Raw genomic sequence first — 19,597 nt, forward strand, 5'->3', positions numbered from 1 at the left:
TGCAACGAAAAAATATCCAGATCAGGTGTATAACTATAAAAACAAAATGAGGCTGCCTCTTTCTTGAAGTGCCCCCTAAAAGCGTCTAACTTTAAGGGGGCACTTCATCTTTTGAGACAGCCTCTTCCTAAGGCAGGCAACGATACTGGTTTGTAATAATCTCTCCTATGTGCCCTGCTGTAATGTTTGTGGCTGCTTATTCCGTTACTTTTACGTTCTGTAGTGCTGCGCCTTCCCTCATTTCTTCCGATGCTGCTTTTACCAAATGATCGCCTGGGTTAAGTGTGCCGAATATTTCTACCTTTCCTTCTGCCGTTCTGCCAACTTTTACCGGTACGTATTCTGCCTTATTATCCTGCGTTAAACGGATAACAAATACTTTCTCTGTTGAGTTAATCACTGCTGTTTTTGGTACAACAAAGCTGCTGTCCCGTGCAGGCAGCGGAACACTTACTTCTGTTACCATGCCGGGCAGTAATTTATTGTTGTCGTTGTACACGTCCATCTCCACGCGTTCTGCGCGCAGTTTGTTATCCAAAGCACCGGCCAGGCGTTTTATCTGTGCGTTGAATACTTCGTTGGGCATTGCCTTAACGGTGAATTTTACGCTGCTCTGGTTGGTGAGGTAAGCTGTGTAGGCATCTGGCACTGATACCACCAAACGCAGTTTCTTTTGTTCCTGCAAGGTAAACAGCGGAAACTCTGAACCTTTACCTGAAGGACCAACATAGGCACCTACGTTTACGTTACGTGCGGTAATTACACCGCTAAAGGGCGCACGTATTTCGAGGTATGCTTTGGTTTCGGCTACTTCGCGGTAAGCGCTTTTGGCTGCTTCCAGCTGCGCCAGGTCAGAGTTTTTGCGGGCTGCGGCCTGGTCAAGGTCGTTGGGCGAAATGGTGCCGGGTGTTTTGCTGGTTTCCAGCAGGCGGTCGTAATTGGCCTTGCTGGCTGTGTAAATGGCTTCCTGCGATTTCAGGCGCGATTCTGCACCGGCCAGGCGGGAGCTGATTTCAGGGGCTTCCATTTCAATCAGCAGCTGACCTTGTTTTACTTCACTGCCCACATCGGCATACAGTTTTTTTACAAAGCTGTTTTCTTTCGCATACAGGTCAACCTGCTGAAAAGCGATCAGTTCACCGGGTACATGCAGTTCGCTCGACAGGCGGCCTTTCTGCAGGTTAAACACCTCGGTTGTTACCGCAGCAGCAGGCGCGGCGTTTTCTTTCTTTTCTTCTGCTGCCTTGCTTTCGCTTGAGTGGCAGCTGCTAAGCAGTGTGCCGGCAGCCAGCATGCCGGTTAATAAAAGCGCACTGTTCCTGGTAATATTTTTATAACGGTTCATATTGCTGAATTTGTTAGTCATCGGATGTGTTGTTACGTTAATACTTGCCTCAATGTTTTATGCATGGTTAACCTGGTCTACCGCAGCGATATAGTGAATACTGTCTTTGTCTTCAGGATCCAGTGATACCGACTGTGTGCTTGTTTTTTTCTGTACCCAGGCAAATACCAGCGGCAGAATAAACAATGCTGCAAAGGTACTGGCAACAAGGCCACCAATTACTGCACGTCCTAAAGGCGCACTCTGGTCGCCGCCTTCACCCAGACCGCTTGCCATCGGAATCATACCTACCACCATGGCCACGCTGGTCATTAAAATGGGGCGCAAACGCACGCTGGCTGCTTCTTTGGCTGCGCGTACCGAATCGCCGTACTGCAAACGCAAGTGTTCGGCATTGGTTACCAGCAGCACTGAGTTGGAAATTGATACACCTACCGACATAATCATACCCATGTACGATTGCAGGTTAAGGGTTGAGTTGGTGAGCAGCAGCAGGCCCAGCGAACCTACCAGTACCGCGGGTACCGTACAAAGTACTACCAGCGATACCTTGAAGCTCTGGAAGTTAGCTGCCAGCATCAGGAAGATTACCACGATGGCCACAATCAAACCGCTTTGCAGGCTGTCGAGCGTTTCGGTTAATACCGGGCTCAGGCCTTTGGTTTCAACGGTTAAACCACGTGGCAGTTTGCCGATTGATGCGATGGCTTTATCTACATCTTTGGTGGCAGTACCGAGGTCCATACCAGATATGTTGGCTGTAACGCTTAATACAGGCAATGCACCTACGTTATCGTTTTCACCATATACGGTATCGGTTTTAATGGTAGCCACATCATTCAGCAGCGGGCGGCCCTGGTTGGGCGCTACGGGAATTTCACCAATATCGCTCGGGCTGGTCATCTGGTTTTCAGGAACTTCTACCTGTACGTTGTAACTGAGGCCAACGCGTGTATCAACCCACACGTTCTTTTCTGTTAAACGCGAAGAGGAAGTTGCGGCAATCAGTGAACGCGAAATATCGTTCATGTTGGTGCCCAGCTGCGCTGCTTTTACGCGGTCGATGTCAATTTTAATGGCCGGATACTTGGTAGCCTGGCCCAGCTGCACATCGCGCAGGTAAGGTATCTGCTGTAATTTTTCGATTACTTTATTCGCGTATTCTTCGTTCTGCTTTTTGTTTTTACCCAGTAAACGCACTTCAATAGGCGTGGGCGATCCCTGGCTCAATATTTTGTCTGTTAACTCAATTGGCTCAAAGCTCAGCTTCACGTTGGGCATCACTTCTTTCATCTTCGCACGGAAACGGTCTTTCAGGTCGTCCATGTTCACCTTGTAATCTTCTTTCAACGCCACCTGTAATACACCTTCCTGCGGGCCGGCCATAAACAGGTAAATGGGGTTGGTTGAATAAGAAGAACCGTGCAGACCAACCATGGCCGAGGTAATTTCTACATTCTCCTTGCCTACCAGTCCGTTGATTACATCCAGTGTTTTCAGCACGTTGCGTTCTGTCTGTTCCATCCTGGTACCGTCTACATCGCGTATACGCACCTGGAACTGGCCTGCATTGCTTTTCGGCAATACGTCGCGGCCAATGATGCTGAGGAACCAGCCTGCCAGTGCCAGGCCGCCAATTACATATACAATAACAATCGGGGCGCGTTTGGGGAAACAACGTTCCATAAAACGCATGAAGCGGTTACGGAATTTTTCAAAACGGGTAAGTTTCGGTTTCTCTGTGAGCAGGCGTTCATGCTGGTTCCAGGTATCTTTTTCTGTTTCGGGCGGAATGCCTGAAGCCAGGAAATCGCGCTCATCCTGTGTAAGGTGTGCGTTGCCATTGGCATGCTCCGTTTTTTTGTGCTTGTGCTTCATTAACCAGTTGGCCAGTACAGGTACCAGCGTTTGGGCCATGAGGTAAGAAGTGATCATGGAGAATGCGATGGCCAGGGCCAGCGGCAGGAACAATGATCCGGGAATACCTTTCATGGTAAAGGCAGGCGCAAACACGGCCAGTATACAGAACAGGATGAGCAGTTTGGAGAACGCGATCTCCTTACACGCATCCCATATGGCGAGCGCCTTGGGCTTGCCCATATCCATATGCTGGTGAATATTTTCGATGGTTACCGTACTCTCATCCACCAATATACCAATGGCAAGGGCCAGGCCGCTCAGCGTCATGATATTGATGGTTTGCCCGAATAAAGAAAGGAACAGTACGCCAGAGATAATACAGGTGGGGATGGTTAATATTACAATCAACGCACCACGCGGGTCACCCAAAAACAGCAGTACCATTAAGCCGGTGAGTATGGCACCAATGGCACCTTCGCTCAGCAGGCTTTTTACGGAGTTGATGACGTATACGGATTGGTCGAACTGGTAACTCAGTTTTACGTCTTCCGGTAACAGTGCCTGGAATTTGGGGATGTTCTTTTTCAGGTTCTGCACTACTTCCCAGGTACTGGCAGTAGCTGATTTGGTAATAGGCATGTATACGGAACGGCGGCCGTTTACCAATACATAACCGTTGGTGATATCTGCGCCATCTTCTACAGTGGCAACATCTTTCAGGTATAAGTTCTGCACGCCGCCGGTAAACAGTGGTATGTTACCAAAGTCTTCCACGTTTTTAATGGTGGTGTTGGCAGGTGTAAAATAGTTGAGGTTACCTACCCTAACGTTACCTGCGGGTGTGCTTTGGTTGTTTACACGCAATGCAGCTACCAGCTGGTCGGGCGTCATGTTGTGCTGGCGCAGCAGTTCGGGATCAGCTTTAATAACAATGGTACGTGCGTTACCACCAAATGGTGCAGGTGCAACGAGACCCGGAATTGAACTGAAACCTGCGCGAACGTATACCAGCGCCAGATCCTGCAACTCGTTGTTCGAGCGTTTTTCACTGCTCAGTACCAGCTGCCCTACAGGAAGTGTAGAGGCGTCGAAACGGAGAATGAACGGCGGTTGCGATCCCGGCGGGAATATCGCCTGCGCCCTGTTGGTATAACCCGTTACCTCCGCTGCGGCCTGGGCCATGTTGGTGCCCTGGTAAAAGGTGAGTTTAATAAGCGTTAAGCCCTGGATGTTTTTGGTTTCAATGCTTTTTACACCGCTTACATACAGCAGCAGGTTTACATAGTTTTTACCAAAAAAAGATTCCATCTGGTCAGGTGTGTAACCGCCAAAGGGGTGAGAGATGTAGATTACCGGCAAATCGATGTCCGGGAAAATGTCCACCTTAATGGTAGTTACGGCTTTGATACCGAAAAAGAACAAACCCGCTACCAATACAAGGATGGAAATCGGTTTCCGGAGCGCACTTTTAATTAATCCCATGAGAAATAATGTTCAGGTGATGAAATGCTATTGCCTAAAACTGGCTGATAAATAAGTTAAAGTCGCCTGCTGATGCTGCTTTCAGCAACAGGGCCTGCCATACGTTGTTGTAGGCGATGTCCCTGTCGGTTTCTGCACGGTTTAATGCGTACAGTGCCTGGGTTACGTCTACTATATTGCTCAATCCGTTTTTATATAATACGCTTTTCTGCAGGTAGGCGTCGCTCGATGCTTTTACCTGTATGGGCGCTTCGGTATAGTTGTCCAGTGCGTTGCGCATTTTGGTTTGCGACAGGCTTTCCTGCGTTTTCAGGCGCTGGTTAATGAGCTCATACTCATCCTGCAAAGCGCGTGAGGTCCACAGCTGTGAAGCTACCTGGTGTTTTACACGCAGCGGGCTGGTGAGGTTCCAGGTAACGCCTACACCAATGAGGTAGTTGGCTCTTGTGGGGCTGATGCCGTCAAAATAGTTGTGGGTATAACCGCCGGGGTTGGCTGCGCCGTAGTCGTAATCAAAGCCTGATGCCCTGTCCTGCAGCACACCAAACAAAGAGAATACGGGGTAGTTGAAGGTGCGCAGGTATTTGGCCTGTTCGTTACTCAGGTCAATACGGCGTTTGTAAAACTGCAGTACCGGGTGGTTGGCGAGCTGCGATTGTGCCGCAGAATCGTAGGCCGTAGTGGGTATGCGTGTTACAAACAAAGTATCCAGCGTGTACGCGGTTGCAGGGCCGGTGCCCAGCAATTCGCTCAGCTCGCTTGCCTGTTGCTGCTGCTGGTCAATAGCACGGGTTAAAGCGATTTTTGCGTTGGATACTTCGGCATTGGCCAGTGAAGAATCCACTCCTGCATTCAACCCGCTTTTAGCACGCGCGGTAACTACCAGCTGAAAGCTCTGTGCCCTGTCGAGGTTTCTTTGTTGCGACAGCACAATGCGCTGTGCTGCCAGCAGGTTAAGGTATGCGCCTGCTACACGCACTTCCTGCTGAAACTTCTCCTGCTCCAGGTCGCTCGCATCGCGCGCTACGGCCTGCTGGTATACTTTTATTTTTTCCTTGGCTTTACCAAATGCGTAGAAGTCCCAGTTAATGTTGGCGAGATACAATGCGCCGAATGCGGAGTTCCAGTTCTGGTGCGCGAGGGCCGGACCAGAGGATGCTACGCTTAAACCACGGTAGCCGTACAGCGGACCGGTGGTACCATTGATAGTACCGTAATCCTGCTGCGCCGACAGGGTGAAGTCGGGCAGGGCATCGCGCTGTGCTGCGGTAACGTTTGACTTCGACGCGTTTAAATAGTTGTTTTTAGCTTTAATACTTGCATAATTCGACAATGCTGTCTGAACCGCATCTTTCAGTGTTAATACCTGTGCTTTAGAAATAGAAATGCTTGCCCCGCCAGCTAAAGAGAGCAGGAGCAAGCGAATCGCGTATTGTTTTACCATATCTGATGGAATGATTGCTAAACCGAATTGCAAATGTAGAATTCCTTACACTATGAGGAAAATGAATTAATTTTATAAAAACCATTAGTTTTGCTAATGATCGGTGAACACGCATTTTTTGCAAGTAAAATGTAGATCAACTGTTAAAATCACCAATAATTATTTTAACAATCAACCATTTATCATGAACATAGGATTGCATCATTTCAAATTGGTAGACACTATTGTGAAGGAAGGTACAGTTACTAAGGCTGCCGAAGCATTGCACCTTACCCAATCGGCGTTAAGCCACCAGCTGAAAGAATTGGAAACAGAAATGGATACCGCCGTGTTCTTGCGTCGCGGAAAAAGACTGGAATTAAGTGAAGAAGGACATCGTTTCCTGCGCAGCGCCCAGGTAATTCTTTCAGAAATCAATGGTTTGAAGGAGGATTTGCTCAACTACAAAGGCGGCCTTACCGGTAACCTACGCATCATTACCCAATGTTACACTGCCTACCATTGGCTGCCCTGCATTATTAAGTACTACAAAAGCAAATGCCCGGATATTAATGTGCAGATTGCCTCAGAAGCTGCACACCGCCCGCTGGAGTTTTTGCTGCGCAACGAGCTGGATGTGGCCATTGTTAAAAACAAGATCAACGATCCCAATATCCGTTACGAACCTATTTTTGAAGACCAGTTGCTCGCCATTATGTCGCGCAATCACCCGCTGGCCAAAAAACGTTTCATCCACATCAGCGATTTTTATAATGAAGAACTGTACCTGGGCAATGCCGATCCGCAAGCGGGCAACCAGAGTGTAATAGAAACACTGCTGCAAACGCAACAGGTAAAACCCAAACATATTCACCGCATTCACTACACTGATGCTATTATTGAACTGGTTGATTCCAACCTCGGCGTAAGCGTTATGGCCGACTGGATTGTACAGCCTTACCTCGAAAGCAAAGACATTGTAGCGCGCCCCCTGCCCTCAGAGCTGGGCAAACGTACCTGGTATGCCGCCACCTGCAAACAAAACATCTCTATCCGCAATTTCCTGGATTGTTTAAAGTACCATTTCTCAGAAATGACGATGAAAATAAACACCCAGAAAGGTGAACTGGTGTTACCACAGCTGTCGCCGCTTAGCACAATTGGGAAGGTGCCTTCGGTGGCGGTTTGAGGATGATGGTTTGACGTTTGACGTTTGACGTTTCATGTTTCATGTTTAATGTTTCATGTTTAATGTTAATGGCAAAGATATGCCGTTGGCTGTGTCCCCACAGCCAGCACTTGTTCGCGATTCGGCTGTGAGCACACGGCTGCGGGCAAAGTAATTTGCCTTTGTGTACGCAGGATCATTCACTATTGCCTATTACTATTCACCAAATTACCGGTATGCTTAACAACTTCACCAACATACTCTGGGACTTTGATGGCGTTATTATGGATTCCAATCCTATCAGGGACGTTGGGTTTGAACAAATATTCGCTTCTTTTCCCAAAGAACAGGTAGATGCGCTGATGGTGTTTCACCGCAACAATGGCGGCCTGTCGCGCTTTGTGAAAATCCGTTATTTTTTTGAAGAAATTCTGCATAAGCAAGTAAGCGAAGCAACGGTGCAGGAATATGCAGACAGCTTTTCTACGCTGATGCGTGAACTGCTGTTAAACAAATCGCTGCTTATTGCAGACAGCCTGCACTTTATACAACAAGAGGCAGGAAACAGGCAATTTCACCTGGTATCTGCCTCGGCGCAGGATGAACTGCATTATGTAAGCAAAGCATTGGATATTGACAGTTATTTTATTTCCATAGTAGGCTCACCCGCAAGCAAAACAGACAATGTGCAGCAACTGCTGCAGCAATATGGCTATCATGCCGGTAACACGTGTTTAATTGGTGATTCGCATAATGATGCGCATGCGGCGGCGGCGAATCATATTCCTTTCTTTGGGTATCATTCAGCAAAGCTGGAAGCGGATGAAAGGCTTGGTTATGTTTATTCATTCAGGGAAGGGAAATACAGGGAGGGACGAAGTGAGTTGTGAAAGGCATCGAGAATCGACAGTCGATCGACCTTCACATTGCCCGCGGCTGTGTCCTCACAGCCGCATCTTTAATGTGTGTTGGCTATGAAGACACAGCCAACGGCGGATAATCTAAACAAGCTTGCAGCTAGTAGCTCGTAGCTCGCAGCTGTATTTCCTCTTCAAACAAATTTGCCTGTTCGCTTTTTAACGGCTAATTTTACCCTACCCAAGTTTTTATAAACCCTCATCCTTTAAAAAACCATGAATCCTAAACTGCCACTGGCGTTGCTGGCATTATCAGGCATATTATGCAGCCAGCTTTCTGCCCAGGACTCTACCTTGCACTATTCCGGTATTCCCATGGTTAAATCAAGCACTCTTCTGAATGAAGGGATTCCCATTAACCAGAAATGGTATACCTACAACACCCGGCGCCTTGTTACTACTACCACCAGTTCGGGAAAAGACAGCTCCTATATTTCCTTCAACTACGACAAACCCGACACTATTGTACGGGAAGTAGACAACAAACAACTGGTGTACCAGCGCAACAAATCGGGTCTGGTAACCCGCATCTCAGACGGCACGGAAAACAGCAAAAATTTCCAGGAGTTTACCTACGATAAAAACGGCTTTTTAACAAAGAAAGTCACCCGTGATGATTATGGCTCCTACGTATGCCGCAACGAATACATTTACAGTTACAAATACGACAACCTGGTGTACGAGCAACGCAAGCAGGTTATGCAGCAGGGTGGCCGTACAACGGAGTATACTTACCAGATTTCTTACGAATATTATCTCGATAAAGTAAATGCCTTCGGCAACAACAATTACGGCGAGCCTTACTTTGGCCGCTCAAACCGTAACCTGCTGAAAAGCGTGTATTACACAGGGCCGGAGGCCATTAATTCATACGAAACCATTACCTACGATTTTAACCAGCAGGCCCTTCCCTTCCGCATGATGCGTAAAGGCAGCACCAACAGCGGCGGCTCGTACCTGGAAGTAACGGTATACCAGTTTGAATAACAGGGAATCGATCATATAGAAGTAAAGCAAGTCAGCAAAAGAACCACCAGACGGGAAAAGTTACCATCGCTCATGCCTGTGTCCACCCACAGGCATGTTTTTTTTGCAGGTTTAAAGTTTAACGTTTGAAGTTTAAAGTTGGATCGGAGGTTCAAATAGTTCAATTGTTTCAATGTTCAATTTTTGCCCGGGGCACTTTACAGGGAAAAGGCGGAGGTGTAACAGTGACTTAACGAAACGACATTGAGTGGAAGTGATTTTTTGTGAAAGCGAGAACCGCAAACTGCGTAAAGTTTTACACAACACACGACTGCAGGCTTATAGGGTCTGGCGATTAGCTGATAGTTTTGCCATTATCGAATGCCGTTGGCTGTGTCCCCACAGCCAACACATATTCAAGATGCGGCTGCGAGGACAATCGGACTTGCTAAAACCACTCACGGCTGACAACTCACGAAAAGGCTCGCTACGATCATCCCGACTGCCGACTGTCGATTCCCGACAACTCATGCGCCTCACATTGCCAGCAACACCGCTACATAGTGACAAATCGCTCCGCCGAGCACAAACCCATGCCATACCGCGTGCGTGTACATATACTTATCCCAGAGGTAGAAAAATACACCCAGTGTGTATAAGCCGGCACCTACACAAATGAACGTCAACACCTGGCCGGGCATATGGGCAAAAAACGTACGTCCGCCGGCGAGCATAATCCAGCCCATGAGCAGGTAAATAATGGTAGAAACCAGTTCAAACTTACCCGTGCAGTATATTTTAAACAGCAGTCCCAGTGCAGTTAAACTCCACAAAATCCATAACAGTGTAATACCAAAGGAGTTGTTGTGATAAATCAACAGGAAAGGCGTGTACGTGCCTGCAATGAGGAAATAAATGCTGATGTGATCGAATATTTTCAGGATGCGTTTTACGTTGATTTCCTGGAAACCGTGGTACAAAGTAGAGAAGGTAAACAACATCAAAAAACAAAAGCCATACACACTTGCACCGATAATGCCGGGCATGTTGTTGTTTTTGATGGCCAGTGAAATAAGGATGGGCAGGCAGCTGATGCCGAAAACAATGCCGATGCCATGAATAATGCTGTTGACAATTTCCTGTTTAAGCAGGTAACCTTGGGTTGCTGAGTTTTCCATAACATATCAATTTAACAGGGTGGAATTTGCAGGTTCCTGCTTATTCTTTCCCAAACCATGTGCCGTTCTGCAGGTGCAGATGACGGATTTAAATAGCTTTTTCACCACTGCAACAGATTGTACACGAAATGCTGCGGTTTTGCCGGTGAATGCCTGGAAAAACATCGTAATCGATTGGAGGGTTTGAAGGTTCAATGGTTTCATTGTTCAATGACTTGATTTTAAGGTTTGCTATTTAAAGTTTATGTTAAGTGCATGCCGTTGGCTGTGTGAGGGAGTTCGCTTAGAGCACGCACGACTGACGACTGACGACTGACGGTTCACGATAACCACTCGCGGCTCACGCGTTCCTGTACACATAACAAAGCTTGTAAGCATGCCCTATTACGGCAAACAGGTAACCATAGTAACGGCCTTTTTCGCGGCCGGCAGCGTTGGTGTGGGCGTATTCGAAATAGAGTTCGTAGGCGGGGTAATGGGTGTTGATGAGGGATTTGATGGCGGCAAAATCCGCCTCCCAGCGAATATCGGTGGCATCTACGCGGTGCAGGTTTTCCCTGATTGTGGCAGCTTTAATTAAATCGCGCGCATCGTTGTTAAACAAGCAGCCGAAAGCGGCGGTGAAGTTTTGGTAGGTAACAGGCTGCGGCAGGTTGTTGTTTTCGCCGGCACAGGCTTCGCTGCCCGGCAGGGGAAAATACACTTCTGCGGCCACCTGTGCGGGCAGGGCATTGCGGATACCCTGCTGAAAGCGGTGAAATACGGTGTCAATACCAACAGGTGTAACCGTATCTATTGCAGCGCCGGTATCCCGCTGCATGGCAGCAGTATCCTTGCCCGGTTCCCGGCCATTGTTACCAGCCGGCTGATGACTGTTGCATGCTGCAAGCAACAGCAGTATCCCTGCCAGCCACCTCATTGCATGGGAATTGTGATGATGCAACGGTCTGTCATGCGTTTGAGCACTACAGCGAGGCCCACTTGCTTTGAAACAAGATCTGGCTCAAATATCGCTTTCATGTGGCCCTTGATCTTCTTCTCCACAAATTTGCCTTTCTGGTACTGGTTGGAGTAGCTCCACAAATAAGGTGAGTGAATGGGCGGTGTGTGGCGCTGGTATCCCATGCCATTGTATTGTTCCAGCTTGTGCAGCAACAGTGGCAGGCGCCAGTTAGACTGGGTGTTAAAGTGCAGGAAGGAAAGTGAATCCATCGCACTTTCTACAAAAGAATATGGCGCATCGCCCACTTCTGAGCTAAGCGGGCGGCCCGGCGGGTAATGCACGGTTTTGCCGGTGAGCGGATCGCCGTTGTAAAGGTGTTTTTTAAAGCTGAAGCCGCATTCGATGTAATGAATCAGCCCGATTACATACCAGGGAATTTCGGCCCCTGTGCTGCCGTTTTTGAGCGACCGCGGTACACGCACCAGTTGCTGCATGGCTGCATCCACTGCCGGGTTTACCGAAAACAGGTTATTTGCCTGCGGCAGGGCTACATTGGCCGGCCCGGTTGAAGGAAACGGCACGTTGCCCATACCCATGCCCAGTGCAGGCATAAAAGGCGAATCGGTATTGTCGGCATAATAGCGGGTAAAGAAACTGGCACCTGCAGGATACAGCACCTGTTGCAGGCCGGCATCTGCAGACACGAGTGAATGACTGAGGCGAACATAGTTTTCGCCGTACTTGATGCTTTTCGCAATATAGGTATATACTTTCCGGCCCTGGAGCAGCTGGTCAATTACTTTGTCGATAACAGGATATTTATCCTTATCAACCACACAATCGCGGAACAGTTGAATGTATTCGATTTCTGTAAGCATACCGGATCATTTTGTCAGCATAAAAAAGGCTATCTGCACCGGTGAAGGTGCAGACAGCCTCAACTATTCATCCGTGACGACTATTTGTGCGGCCAGTCGTTCACGTGTTCGGCATTACCGATTTTGAGTTTGCGGGCAGATATAACGAAGCTCAGCGTCATAGGGTAAGGACCTACGGTATTGATGCCTTCGTTGTACTGGATAATATAACCATCCTCAAAACTCAGTTCTTTCATCTTGGCATCTTCTTCACTTTTCTTGAAAACGATGCTTCCGCTGAAAGGTTTAAACTGGCTGTTCACCATGGTTTCGATGGTAGAGGTATCTTCAGTGGATTCTATTTCCACATGAATAGCGCCACCGTACACACCTGATGAAGGACGGCCTTTATGATCAACATCTCTGCTTAATGAATAACTGCACTGTATTACGCTAAACTTGCTAGCGCCAACACTTAATACGCTTGAAAAGGCCATAATTAAAAGAATTTAAATGATGATAAACTTTGTATCAGTTGTCATGTATATGTACTTCAACCTGGTCAACGCCCGCTGTTTTAAGCCTGGCTTCCAGCCTATGCTGTAATGCGCGTGCATCGTGCATGCTGGCGCCTGAACCGGCCGTATAACCGGGTGCCTGCAGCAACACGAGGTAAGTACTTCCTTCGGGAAGCGCACCTGTATTACCCAACACTACCTGGCGGGATTTGCTGATAAGGCTGTTGTACAATACAAGCCTGTTGCCCTCTCCTGCTACCTGTTCCCATGCAAGGCGATATACCCCTGCGGGTAACCTTTTGCCGGACAGGTGTACAGGACCTGATAAGCCACCGGGCTCTATACTATACCCTGATAGTGACTGCTCCGTGTTACCGGCATCATCCAGCGTAAAACTGCCATAGGTGTGCGCGCTGTTTTCAAGTGTTCGCCTGATGTGCAGCTGCATCTTCGGCTCTTCTGCCGGCTGATTGTCGAGGTTGTTTAACATAACGATATTTCATGGTTATTGCAACGGCCCTTACACGAAAGGAACGCTATCGGGAATACTATATGCGACAATGGCATCAAAAAGGAATTGGATAAAATGGAAAAACGGCAGTATTAACGACCCTGGGGCCAGTCGTTCACATGCTCGGCATTGCCCAGCTTTAATACACGTGCAGAAATGGTGAAGCGGAGGCTCATGGGGTTTGGACCAACAGTGTTGATGCCTTCAGAATACTTCACGATGTAGGCGTCTTCAAAACGCAGCTCTTTCATCTTCGCGTCTTCCTCGCTTTTCTTGAAGAGCAATGTGCCGGAGATAGGTTTAAACTGGCTGTTTACCATGGCTTCTACAACTGCTGTACTCTCGGTAGATTCTACCTCGATGTCAATTGTACCGCCGTAAACGCCGGAAGAAGGACGACCTTTGTGGTCAACATCCCTGTTGAGGGAAAAACTTGCATTGAGAACATTTTGCTGCGGAACACCATCCGCATTTAATTGTGCTGTGAAAGCCATAAAATTAAAATTTATAGGTTAACGAAAAATGAAAAAACATTGCTTCAGCTTATAGCAGCCATACGCACGGATTCATTCATTTTTAAAAGGATTTATAACACACATGCGGCTTACATGTGCTGGTGTGCAGGTTGAAGATTGGATGCGCTAAAGTATCACATTAATCAATATTTAAGCCATTTACAGCATTAAAATATCGATGTTTTTTTCACCTGTTCGCAAGTGGTGGAAAATCACAGGCTAAGGAAAATTATTAAACGTTTAAATCTTTGGAGATGCCGCAAACATTGCCATCACAATGGTTTTACACTACAATATTTTTTTACCGAAGCCTTCCATTTTACGCAGCCATTTTTGTGCATAGCCGTTCTTTAATGTATGCAGGTACCCAATGGTGCAGGTGTGCACAGGTTTTATGCGGCACTGCTCCAGTACCGACCGTTTGATGGAGTGATAAGTTGGCACTTTTGTCTCTACCCATTCTTCCCAGCTGGCTTCATCCAGCACCGAAACAATACGGGCCGATTTGCCGCTGAAGTTGTTGTTGAATGAAGCACTGCCCACGGGGAATACCTGGTTGGGTAAAAACAGCCTGTCGAAGAAGCCGCTTAAGCGCGCGGCAATGCTGTCGCTGTTCACAGTGCAGAACAGCACGATATGATTGGCTTTGTGCAATTGTTCCAAAGCCAGCTGCAAATCAATTTCCAGCTCGGCCACACGGTTACTGAATTGCTTGTTGGGATTGAATTTCAGATCCATGATATGCAGCTCCCTGATGGCAGCACCACTTTCCTGCGCACCTTTCTTATACGCTTCCCACAGTGCCGTGTTGATGCCTGTTTTGTCTGCGTCGCCGTATAGTAATAATAGGTTTTTCATACCAGTGTAATAAAGATATGAAAATTAAGAAGATGCGGGTGAGGGATGGGATTACTGGTGAATAGTGAATAGGCAATAGTGAAGATCGAAGCGAATTTACATTATGTTGCCCGCGGCTGTGTCTTCACAGCCGTATCGCGAACATGGTTGGCTGTGGGGGATACAGCCAACGGCATCCGTTAAATAAAAAAAGCCCCGCGGGGCTTTTTTTATTTTTGGACATCGTATTCGGTTGCCCAGGTGGTGTGTTCATCATCACCTTTGTGGCCGTCGAGTTTTACCACGAAGCTTTTGGCGGGGAAATACGGTGTGATATGGATATCCAGGTGTATCCTGTCTTTCTGCAGTTCATCGCGTTCAAAACGCATGATCTTGAAACGTTCTATCAAACGTTCAGGGCCCTGGATGCTATCGAGGAATTTTACTATTTGCGAACGAAGGTCATGCTCCGTTTTTGTGTTCCAGTTTTCAAATGCGCGGCGGTTCAGGAAATCAAACAATACTTTGGTGATGTAGTCAAACACGCGCACCACCGAGTAAGTCTGCAGGCCAATGTTATCGCCGTTGAACAGGGTTTTGGCAGAGAAGGCCATTACCTTGCCATACTCATTTACCATGGGTACGAGACCTATTTTTTCGAGCTGTGATATTTCGCTTTTCTTGAGATCGAAACGCACGCCGTCTACCTCGTTCATGCCGCCGTGTTTTTTACCGGCTGTTACCTGCGACATGAGTGTGTAATACATTTTACCTGCCAGTGCTGCAGAGCCGGGTATGTACAAATCATCCTCCTCACCTGCTGCCGCCACTTTGCCGCGGCCTACCAGCCAGTTACAGGTCATAATTACATTGCTCCTGTACATATCACCGCCCGAAAGGTTGGCGCTGCTGAACAGGTCAATCACATCATCGGGCTGATCGAGGTTGGCGAAATCAGTTACCAGCATGGCTTTGTTGGCATGCGCTATTTTGGCCCAGCGCTCCAGCGCCTTGTTCGATCCCAGGTAACCGGGTATTACCACAATGGAATAATTGTCGCGCAGATCAAGGCGGTCGAAGTTCTGTTTCAGTTCTTCGGCCACATATTCAATGAAGCGCGGATTATCGAGATCAGTGAGCTGATGCATGCCTGCATTCATGATCACTACATTGGTGAGTTTATCGCTTTCGGTATTTTTATAAAACAGGTGTACCGTGCGGTAAGCCTGTTCCAGCGCACGTGTGGCATTGAGTGCGATGCCGGTGTTTTTGCTGAGGCTTTCTGCCACCACTTCACTGCGTGCCTGGCATTTATCCATAATCTCTCCTATACTGCTGCTTTCGCTGAGCAGCTCCTGCCATAGTTCAATTTTTTTCAGCAGGGCCTTGCGTTCCATCTTTTTGTCCTCATCGGTTAAAAAGATCTTCTTGCGGGCCTTACGGTCAGGATTGAGGTTTTGCAGGCCGTCTACAATGGCTTCGAGAAAATCGAAACCGCCAACCTTCACCAGTTTCTGCAGGCTTTGATCAAGCGTGTGCGCTACGGCAGGCACATCCTTGTAGGCGGACTGGTGCTGCTCCGTTACCTGCTCCTGCAATTTTTCGTTTGTTGACATGGGTGTACTGTTTGGGCTGCCGGCTATTGCAGCAGCGGTGTTTTTTATGTGTATTAGGTACAGGCAAGTGCAGCCACTACTGTGTATGCATGCAAGGCCTTACCCTGTACGTATTACGGGTTTTCCTTTAATTCTTTTGCGAGATTGGCCAGTGCATCTGCAAAGGCTTGTTTGGTTTCCGGATTTTCGAGCGTGGCTTTCAGCGTTTTATTGCTTTTAAGCTGGCGGATAATGTTGAGGTACATATCATGCTCGATACTGAGATTGCGCAGCAGGTCACTTTGCTGGGTAATGTTCCTGGCACTGAAATCGCCCAGGTGGTTGAAATGCAGTGTTTCCGGGGCTTCTGACCCGTCTACCTTTTCAAAGGCTACTTCTACCCTGGGTTTAAAATGATTGAACACATCCTCTACCGTTTTCAACCCTTCTACTGTTTCGGGTTTAATAGGTTCGTTATCGGTGAGCTGCTGGATGAAGAGGGTTTTATTGGGTGAAATGTCAACAAATGCTTCTGATGCATCTATCTTTCGCTCATTACCGCCTATTTCATAATTGAACATAGCACGTGTTTTTAGGTTAGGAATATTTGGTTAAGTTAATAAATTATATCAGAATGAAGGGTATTTAACAAAAACTTTGCCCAATTTTTAAGCCAGCTTCGAGCTACAAGCTGCGAGCTGCGAGCCAGACAACAAACGCCCTTGCAACCAGGTCTTCTTGTTATTCACTATTGACTATTCACCACCGTTCGATGCGGCTGTGAGGACACAGCCGCGGGAAAAGTGAAGGTCGATCGCCTGTCGATTCTCGATGCCTTTCCCACTCACGAAAAGTACTCGCTAAGATCATCTCGACTGTCGATTCTCGATTCTCGATGGCTTCCCACTCACGACTGACGATTCACGCTAATGCTCCCACACCAGCCCGCTCTCTGAATCGCTGATGGTGAGCTTTGCGCCGCGTGTCAGTTCGCCTGAAATAATCAGCCGTGATATGGGACGGCGCAGCTGGCTGCGTATTACCCCTGAGATTTGCCTCGCTCCGTACTGTGGTGTAAAACCGCTGAGGGCCAGTTTCTTTTTTGCTTCAGGCGTAATATCGAGCGCAATGCCCTGTTTGTCCAATGCATCGAGCAGACTTTGCAGCTGAATGTCGAAAATTTTCACCACGTTCTCTTCACTAATGGGTGCAAAAGGCACAATCTCCGACAAGCGCGCCAGAAACTCGGGGCGGAAATAACGCGTCATCAACTCCATCAGCTGGTTAGATGCCGGCAGCTGGCCCTTGCCAAACTGCTCTGCAATCCACTCGCTGCCAATGTTAGAGGTAAACAGGATCAGCGCATTCGAGAAGTCGCCTTCCTTGCCCAGCCTGTCGTGCATATGCCCTTCGTCCATGATCTGTAAAAACGTATCGAACACCGAGGCATGTGCTTTTTCTATTTCATCGAACAGTAACACAGTATACGGTTGCTGGCGTATTTTGTTTACCAGCAGTCCACCTTCTTCATAACCTACATAACCGGGCGGGGCACCATACAACAGGGCGGCAGAGTGTTCTTCCTTAAATTCACTCATGTCGAAACGGATCATTGCTTTCTCATCGTTGAACAAAAATGCAGCAATGCTCTTGGCCAGTTCGGTTTTGCCGGTACCTGTTGGCCCCAGTAAAAAGAACGAACCAATAGGCTGTCCCTTTTTACCCAGTCCGCTGCGCGATTCCAGGATGGCCGCTGCCAGCGATTGCAGGGCATGATCCTGCCCCACAACGCGCTGTTTGAGGTGCGCCTCCATGTTCAGCAGTTTCTCTTTCTCCTGCGTCTGTATTTTACCGATGGGAATGCCTGTTTTAAAAGCGATAACGGCTGCCACGTCCTGGGCAGTGACTGTTTCTGTTTTTTCGGCTGCCAGTTGCCGCAGGCGTTCCAGGGCCTGTTGTATGTATTGCTGCAATACCGCGTCTTCCTCGTTGTCGCCGGGTATGGGCATATCCAAGCGGCCAAGCAGTACGGGGCTTAGTTTGTTTTGTATGCCGTTCAGCAGCCATTCCAGGTCTGCCCGTTGCAGGCTGCTTTGCTGTTGCAGCGTATGCCATTGCGTTTGCAATTGCTGCAATTCAGCGGCAGAGGTATCCTGCATCATTTTAATGGCAGCCATGGTACGGTCAAGCAGGTCAAAGGCCGCATCAGGTAAGCGGCGGTCTTTCAGGTAGCGTTTGGCCAGGCGTACCGCTTCTTCCAGTGCCGGGTGCTCAACAGTGAGCTGGTGATGCTGTTCGTATTTTTCGCGCTGCACTTCCAGCATGCGCACGGCTGTGGGCATGTCGGGTTCTTTTACCTGCACCACTTCAAACCTGCGGCTGAAAGCCTGTTCGGGTTCAATAATTTTGCGGTACTCTTCCTGCGTGGTGGCGCCGATCACGGTAATTTCACCGCGCGCCAGTTCGGGTTTCAGCAGGTTGCCTGCCCCGCTGCCGATAGCTCCTTTGGCATCGAGCAGGGCATGTATTTCATCAATAAACAAAATGATTTTACCGGCTGCCTTTATTTCTTTGATGATGTTCTTCAGGCGGTCTTCCACTTCGCCTTTGTACGAAGCGCCTGCAATCAAACTGCCGGTATCCAGTTCCAGCAGCAGGGCGCCCTGCAGGTTGGCAGGCACTTCACCATTTACAATCTGCTGCGCCAGGCCATCTACCAGCGCTGTTTTACCCACTCCTGCATCACCGGTGATAATGACATTGGGTTTGGAGCGGCGGCAGAGTATTTCCATCACCATGCGTATTTCCTTATCGCGCCCAATGATAGGATCGGTTTGGTTCGCTTTCACCAGTGCAGTTCTGTCAATGGTATAACGCGCCAGCGCAGCCGTGCCTGCAGGGGCATTGCCGTTTTGTTCTGCAACAGGTGTGGCAATGGCCGAGCGGGCGTCTGATTCGTCCAGGTATAAATCCAGCAGTTCTTTTTCTTTGATGGGGTACGATTTCAGCTGCTCTGCCGGGAAGCCGATATTGGGCTTGCTTAATGCGGCCAGTACGCATACCGGCATCACCAGGTCAAGCCCCAGCTTCACACGTATATTGTCTGCTTCTTCAAACACGTGATGTACAGATAAGCTGCCTTTTATATCATTGCCATTCACGGCTGTGGGTTCAATTTCATCCATACGTACTTCCGCCCAATCGTACAGGTAGTTTACATCTTTCCCGATAGATTGCAGGAAGGGCCTGAAACCGGTTTCTTTATGCAGCAATCCGCACAGCAGGTGTGCGCTGTCAAAATTGCCGTGGTGCCGTTCCTTCGCCAGTGACTTGGCCACATGCACGGCATGTTGTACAGATTCATTCAGGTTAAGCAACATATTAATTTGGGAATTTGAAAATTTGAAAATCAGAGAACCATGCGTTCAATGGTTTGATGGTTCAATGGTTGTATGGTTGATTGGAAGGCCCTGATTTTTTAC

At 48.2% G+C, this 19,597-nt stretch carries 16 protein-coding genes; 3 read left to right on the forward strand and 13 right to left on the reverse strand.

The window, feature by feature from the left end; translation table 11 throughout:
• Positions 1 to 196 precede the first annotated feature (196 nt).
• From DXN05_RS24180 to DXN05_RS24190, 3 genes are read right to left on the reverse strand one after another with little or no spacing between them, the layout of a single operon-like run.
• Positions 197 to 1,345: an efflux RND transporter periplasmic adaptor subunit gene (locus DXN05_RS24180; RefSeq protein WP_116849920.1), complete on the reverse strand. Its 1,149-nt coding sequence runs from the start codon at positions 1,343 to 1,345 to the stop codon at positions 197 to 199.
• A 57-nt stretch (positions 1,346 to 1,402) separates the two neighbouring features.
• Positions 1,403 to 4,687 (reverse strand): efflux RND transporter permease subunit, encoded by a 3,285-nt coding sequence (locus DXN05_RS24185; protein WP_116849896.1) that lies wholly within the window; start codon positions 4,685 to 4,687, stop codon positions 1,403 to 1,405.
• 34 nt (positions 4,688 to 4,721) lie between these two features.
• Positions 4,722 to 6,131: a TolC family protein gene (locus DXN05_RS24190; RefSeq protein WP_116849897.1), complete on the reverse strand. Its 1,410-nt coding sequence runs from the start codon at positions 6,129 to 6,131 to the stop codon at positions 4,722 to 4,724.
• A gap of 184 nt (positions 6,132 to 6,315) precedes the next feature.
• On the opposite strand from DXN05_RS24190, the gene DXN05_RS24195 reads away from it, so the two are divergent.
• The 3 genes from DXN05_RS24195 to DXN05_RS24205 all read left to right on the forward strand — a co-directional run bounded on the left by DXN05_RS24195 (position 6,316) and on the right by DXN05_RS24205 (position 9,182).
• Positions 6,316 to 7,299, forward strand: coding sequence for a LysR family transcriptional regulator (locus DXN05_RS24195; RefSeq protein ID WP_116849898.1), 984 nt, complete (start codon positions 6,316 to 6,318; stop codon positions 7,297 to 7,299).
• A 215-nt stretch (positions 7,300 to 7,514) separates the two neighbouring features.
• Positions 7,515 to 8,168: an HAD family hydrolase gene (locus DXN05_RS24200; RefSeq protein WP_116849899.1), complete on the forward strand. Its 654-nt coding sequence runs from the start codon at positions 7,515 to 7,517 to the stop codon at positions 8,166 to 8,168.
• 243 nt (positions 8,169 to 8,411) lie between these two features.
• Positions 8,412 to 9,182, forward strand: coding sequence for a hypothetical protein (locus DXN05_RS24205; protein WP_116849900.1), 771 nt, complete (start codon positions 8,412 to 8,414; stop codon positions 9,180 to 9,182).
• Positions 9,183 to 9,697: 515 nt separating this feature from the next.
• Here the strand turns inward: DXN05_RS24205 and trhA are convergent.
• From trhA to DXN05_RS24255, 10 genes are all read right to left on the reverse strand, one after another.
• Complete coding sequence (gene trhA, locus DXN05_RS24210; protein WP_116849901.1) at positions 9,698 to 10,339, reverse strand: PAQR family membrane homeostasis protein TrhA; 642 nt, start codon at positions 10,337 to 10,339, stop codon at positions 9,698 to 9,700.
• Between the two features lie 340 nt (positions 10,340 to 10,679).
• Positions 10,680 to 11,258, reverse strand: coding sequence for a hypothetical protein (locus DXN05_RS24215; protein ID WP_116849902.1), 579 nt, complete (start codon positions 11,256 to 11,258; stop codon positions 10,680 to 10,682).
• Positions 11,255 to 12,160 carry a hypothetical protein gene (locus tag DXN05_RS24220; protein WP_116849903.1) on the reverse strand — a complete coding sequence of 302 codons (906 nt, stop codon included), beginning with the start codon at positions 12,158 to 12,160 and terminating at the stop codon, positions 11,255 to 11,257. Before DXN05_RS24220 ends, DXN05_RS24215 begins: the two co-directional genes overlap by 4 nt.
• Positions 12,161 to 12,240: 80 nt before the next feature.
• Positions 12,241 to 12,636 carry a type VI secretion system tube protein TssD gene (gene tssD / locus DXN05_RS24225; RefSeq protein WP_116849904.1) on the reverse strand — a complete coding sequence of 132 codons (396 nt, stop codon included), beginning with the start codon at positions 12,634 to 12,636 and terminating at the stop codon, positions 12,241 to 12,243.
• Positions 12,637 to 12,670: 34 nt separating this feature from the next.
• Positions 12,671 to 13,147 (reverse strand): hypothetical protein, encoded by a 477-nt coding sequence (locus tag DXN05_RS24230; RefSeq protein ID WP_116849905.1) that lies wholly within the window; start codon positions 13,145 to 13,147, stop codon positions 12,671 to 12,673.
• 113 nt (positions 13,148 to 13,260) lie between these two features.
• Positions 13,261 to 13,662 carry a type VI secretion system tube protein TssD gene (tssD, locus tag DXN05_RS24235; RefSeq protein ID WP_116849906.1) on the reverse strand — a complete coding sequence of 134 codons (402 nt, stop codon included), beginning with the start codon at positions 13,660 to 13,662 and terminating at the stop codon, positions 13,261 to 13,263.
• Between the two features lie 309 nt (positions 13,663 to 13,971).
• Positions 13,972 to 14,541 carry an NAD(P)H-dependent oxidoreductase gene (locus DXN05_RS24240; protein ID WP_116849907.1) on the reverse strand — a complete coding sequence of 190 codons (570 nt, stop codon included), beginning with the start codon at positions 14,539 to 14,541 and terminating at the stop codon, positions 13,972 to 13,974.
• Between the two features lie 209 nt (positions 14,542 to 14,750).
• Complete coding sequence (locus tag DXN05_RS24245) at positions 14,751 to 16,136, reverse strand: DUF5458 family protein (protein ID WP_116849908.1); 1,386 nt, start codon at positions 16,134 to 16,136, stop codon at positions 14,751 to 14,753.
• A 113-nt stretch (positions 16,137 to 16,249) separates the two neighbouring features.
• Entirely contained in the window at positions 16,250 to 16,696 is a 447-nt protein-coding gene (locus tag DXN05_RS24250; protein ID WP_116849909.1) for a hypothetical protein, read from the reverse strand.
• A 345-nt stretch (positions 16,697 to 17,041) separates the two neighbouring features.
• On the reverse strand, positions 17,042 to 19,495 hold the full coding sequence (locus DXN05_RS24255; protein ID WP_116849910.1) for an ATP-dependent Clp protease ATP-binding subunit: 2,454 nt from the start codon (positions 19,493 to 19,495) through the stop codon (positions 17,042 to 17,044).
• Positions 19,496 to 19,597: the final 102 nt, after the last annotated feature.

Source organism: Deminuibacter soli (assembly GCF_003412455.1).
GTDB classification, from domain to species: Bacteria; Bacteroidota; Bacteroidia; order Chitinophagales; family Chitinophagaceae; genus Deminuibacter; species Deminuibacter soli.

Coding starts and splice junctions, on each gene's coding strand:
- DXN05_RS24255 (WP_116849910.1), bottom strand. CDS start 19,495: ATGTTGCTTAACCTGAATGAATCTGTACAACATGCCGTGCATGTGGCC.
- DXN05_RS24220 (WP_116849903.1), bottom strand. CDS start 12,160: ATGCTTACAGAAATCGAATACATTCAACTGTTCCGCGATTGTGTGGTT.
- DXN05_RS24205 (WP_116849900.1), top strand. CDS start 8,412: ATGAATCCTAAACTGCCACTGGCGTTGCTGGCATTATCAGGCATATTA.
- DXN05_RS24190 (WP_116849897.1), bottom strand. CDS start 6,131: ATGGTAAAACAATACGCGATTCGCTTGCTCCTGCTCTCTTTAGCTGGC.
- DXN05_RS24250 (WP_116849909.1), bottom strand. CDS start 16,696: ATGTTCAATTATGAAATAGGCGGTAATGAGCGAAAGATAGATGCATCA.
- DXN05_RS24240 (WP_116849907.1), bottom strand. CDS start 14,541: ATGAAAAACCTATTATTACTATACGGCGACGCAGACAAAACAGGCATC.
- tssD (WP_116849904.1), bottom strand. CDS start 12,636: ATGGCCTTTTCAAGCGTATTAAGTGTTGGCGCTAGCAAGTTTAGCGTA.
- DXN05_RS24215 (WP_116849902.1), bottom strand. CDS start 11,258: ATGAGGTGGCTGGCAGGGATACTGCTGTTGCTTGCAGCATGCAACAGT.
- trhA (WP_116849901.1), bottom strand. CDS start 10,339: ATGGAAAACTCAGCAACCCAAGGTTACCTGCTTAAACAGGAAATTGTC.
- DXN05_RS24180 (WP_116849920.1), bottom strand. CDS start 1,345: ATGAACCGTTATAAAAATATTACCAGGAACAGTGCGCTTTTATTAACC.
- DXN05_RS24185 (WP_116849896.1), bottom strand. CDS start 4,687: ATGGGATTAATTAAAAGTGCGCTCCGGAAACCGATTTCCATCCTTGTA.
- DXN05_RS24245 (WP_116849908.1), bottom strand. CDS start 16,136: ATGTCAACAAACGAAAAATTGCAGGAGCAGGTAACGGAGCAGCACCAG.
- tssD (WP_116849906.1), bottom strand. CDS start 13,662: ATGGCTTTCACAGCACAATTAAATGCGGATGGTGTTCCGCAGCAAAAT.
- DXN05_RS24195 (WP_116849898.1), top strand. CDS start 6,316: ATGAACATAGGATTGCATCATTTCAAATTGGTAGACACTATTGTGAAG.
- DXN05_RS24200 (WP_116849899.1), top strand. CDS start 7,515: ATGCTTAACAACTTCACCAACATACTCTGGGACTTTGATGGCGTTATT.
- DXN05_RS24230 (WP_116849905.1), bottom strand. CDS start 13,147: ATGTTAAACAACCTCGACAATCAGCCGGCAGAAGAGCCGAAGATGCAG.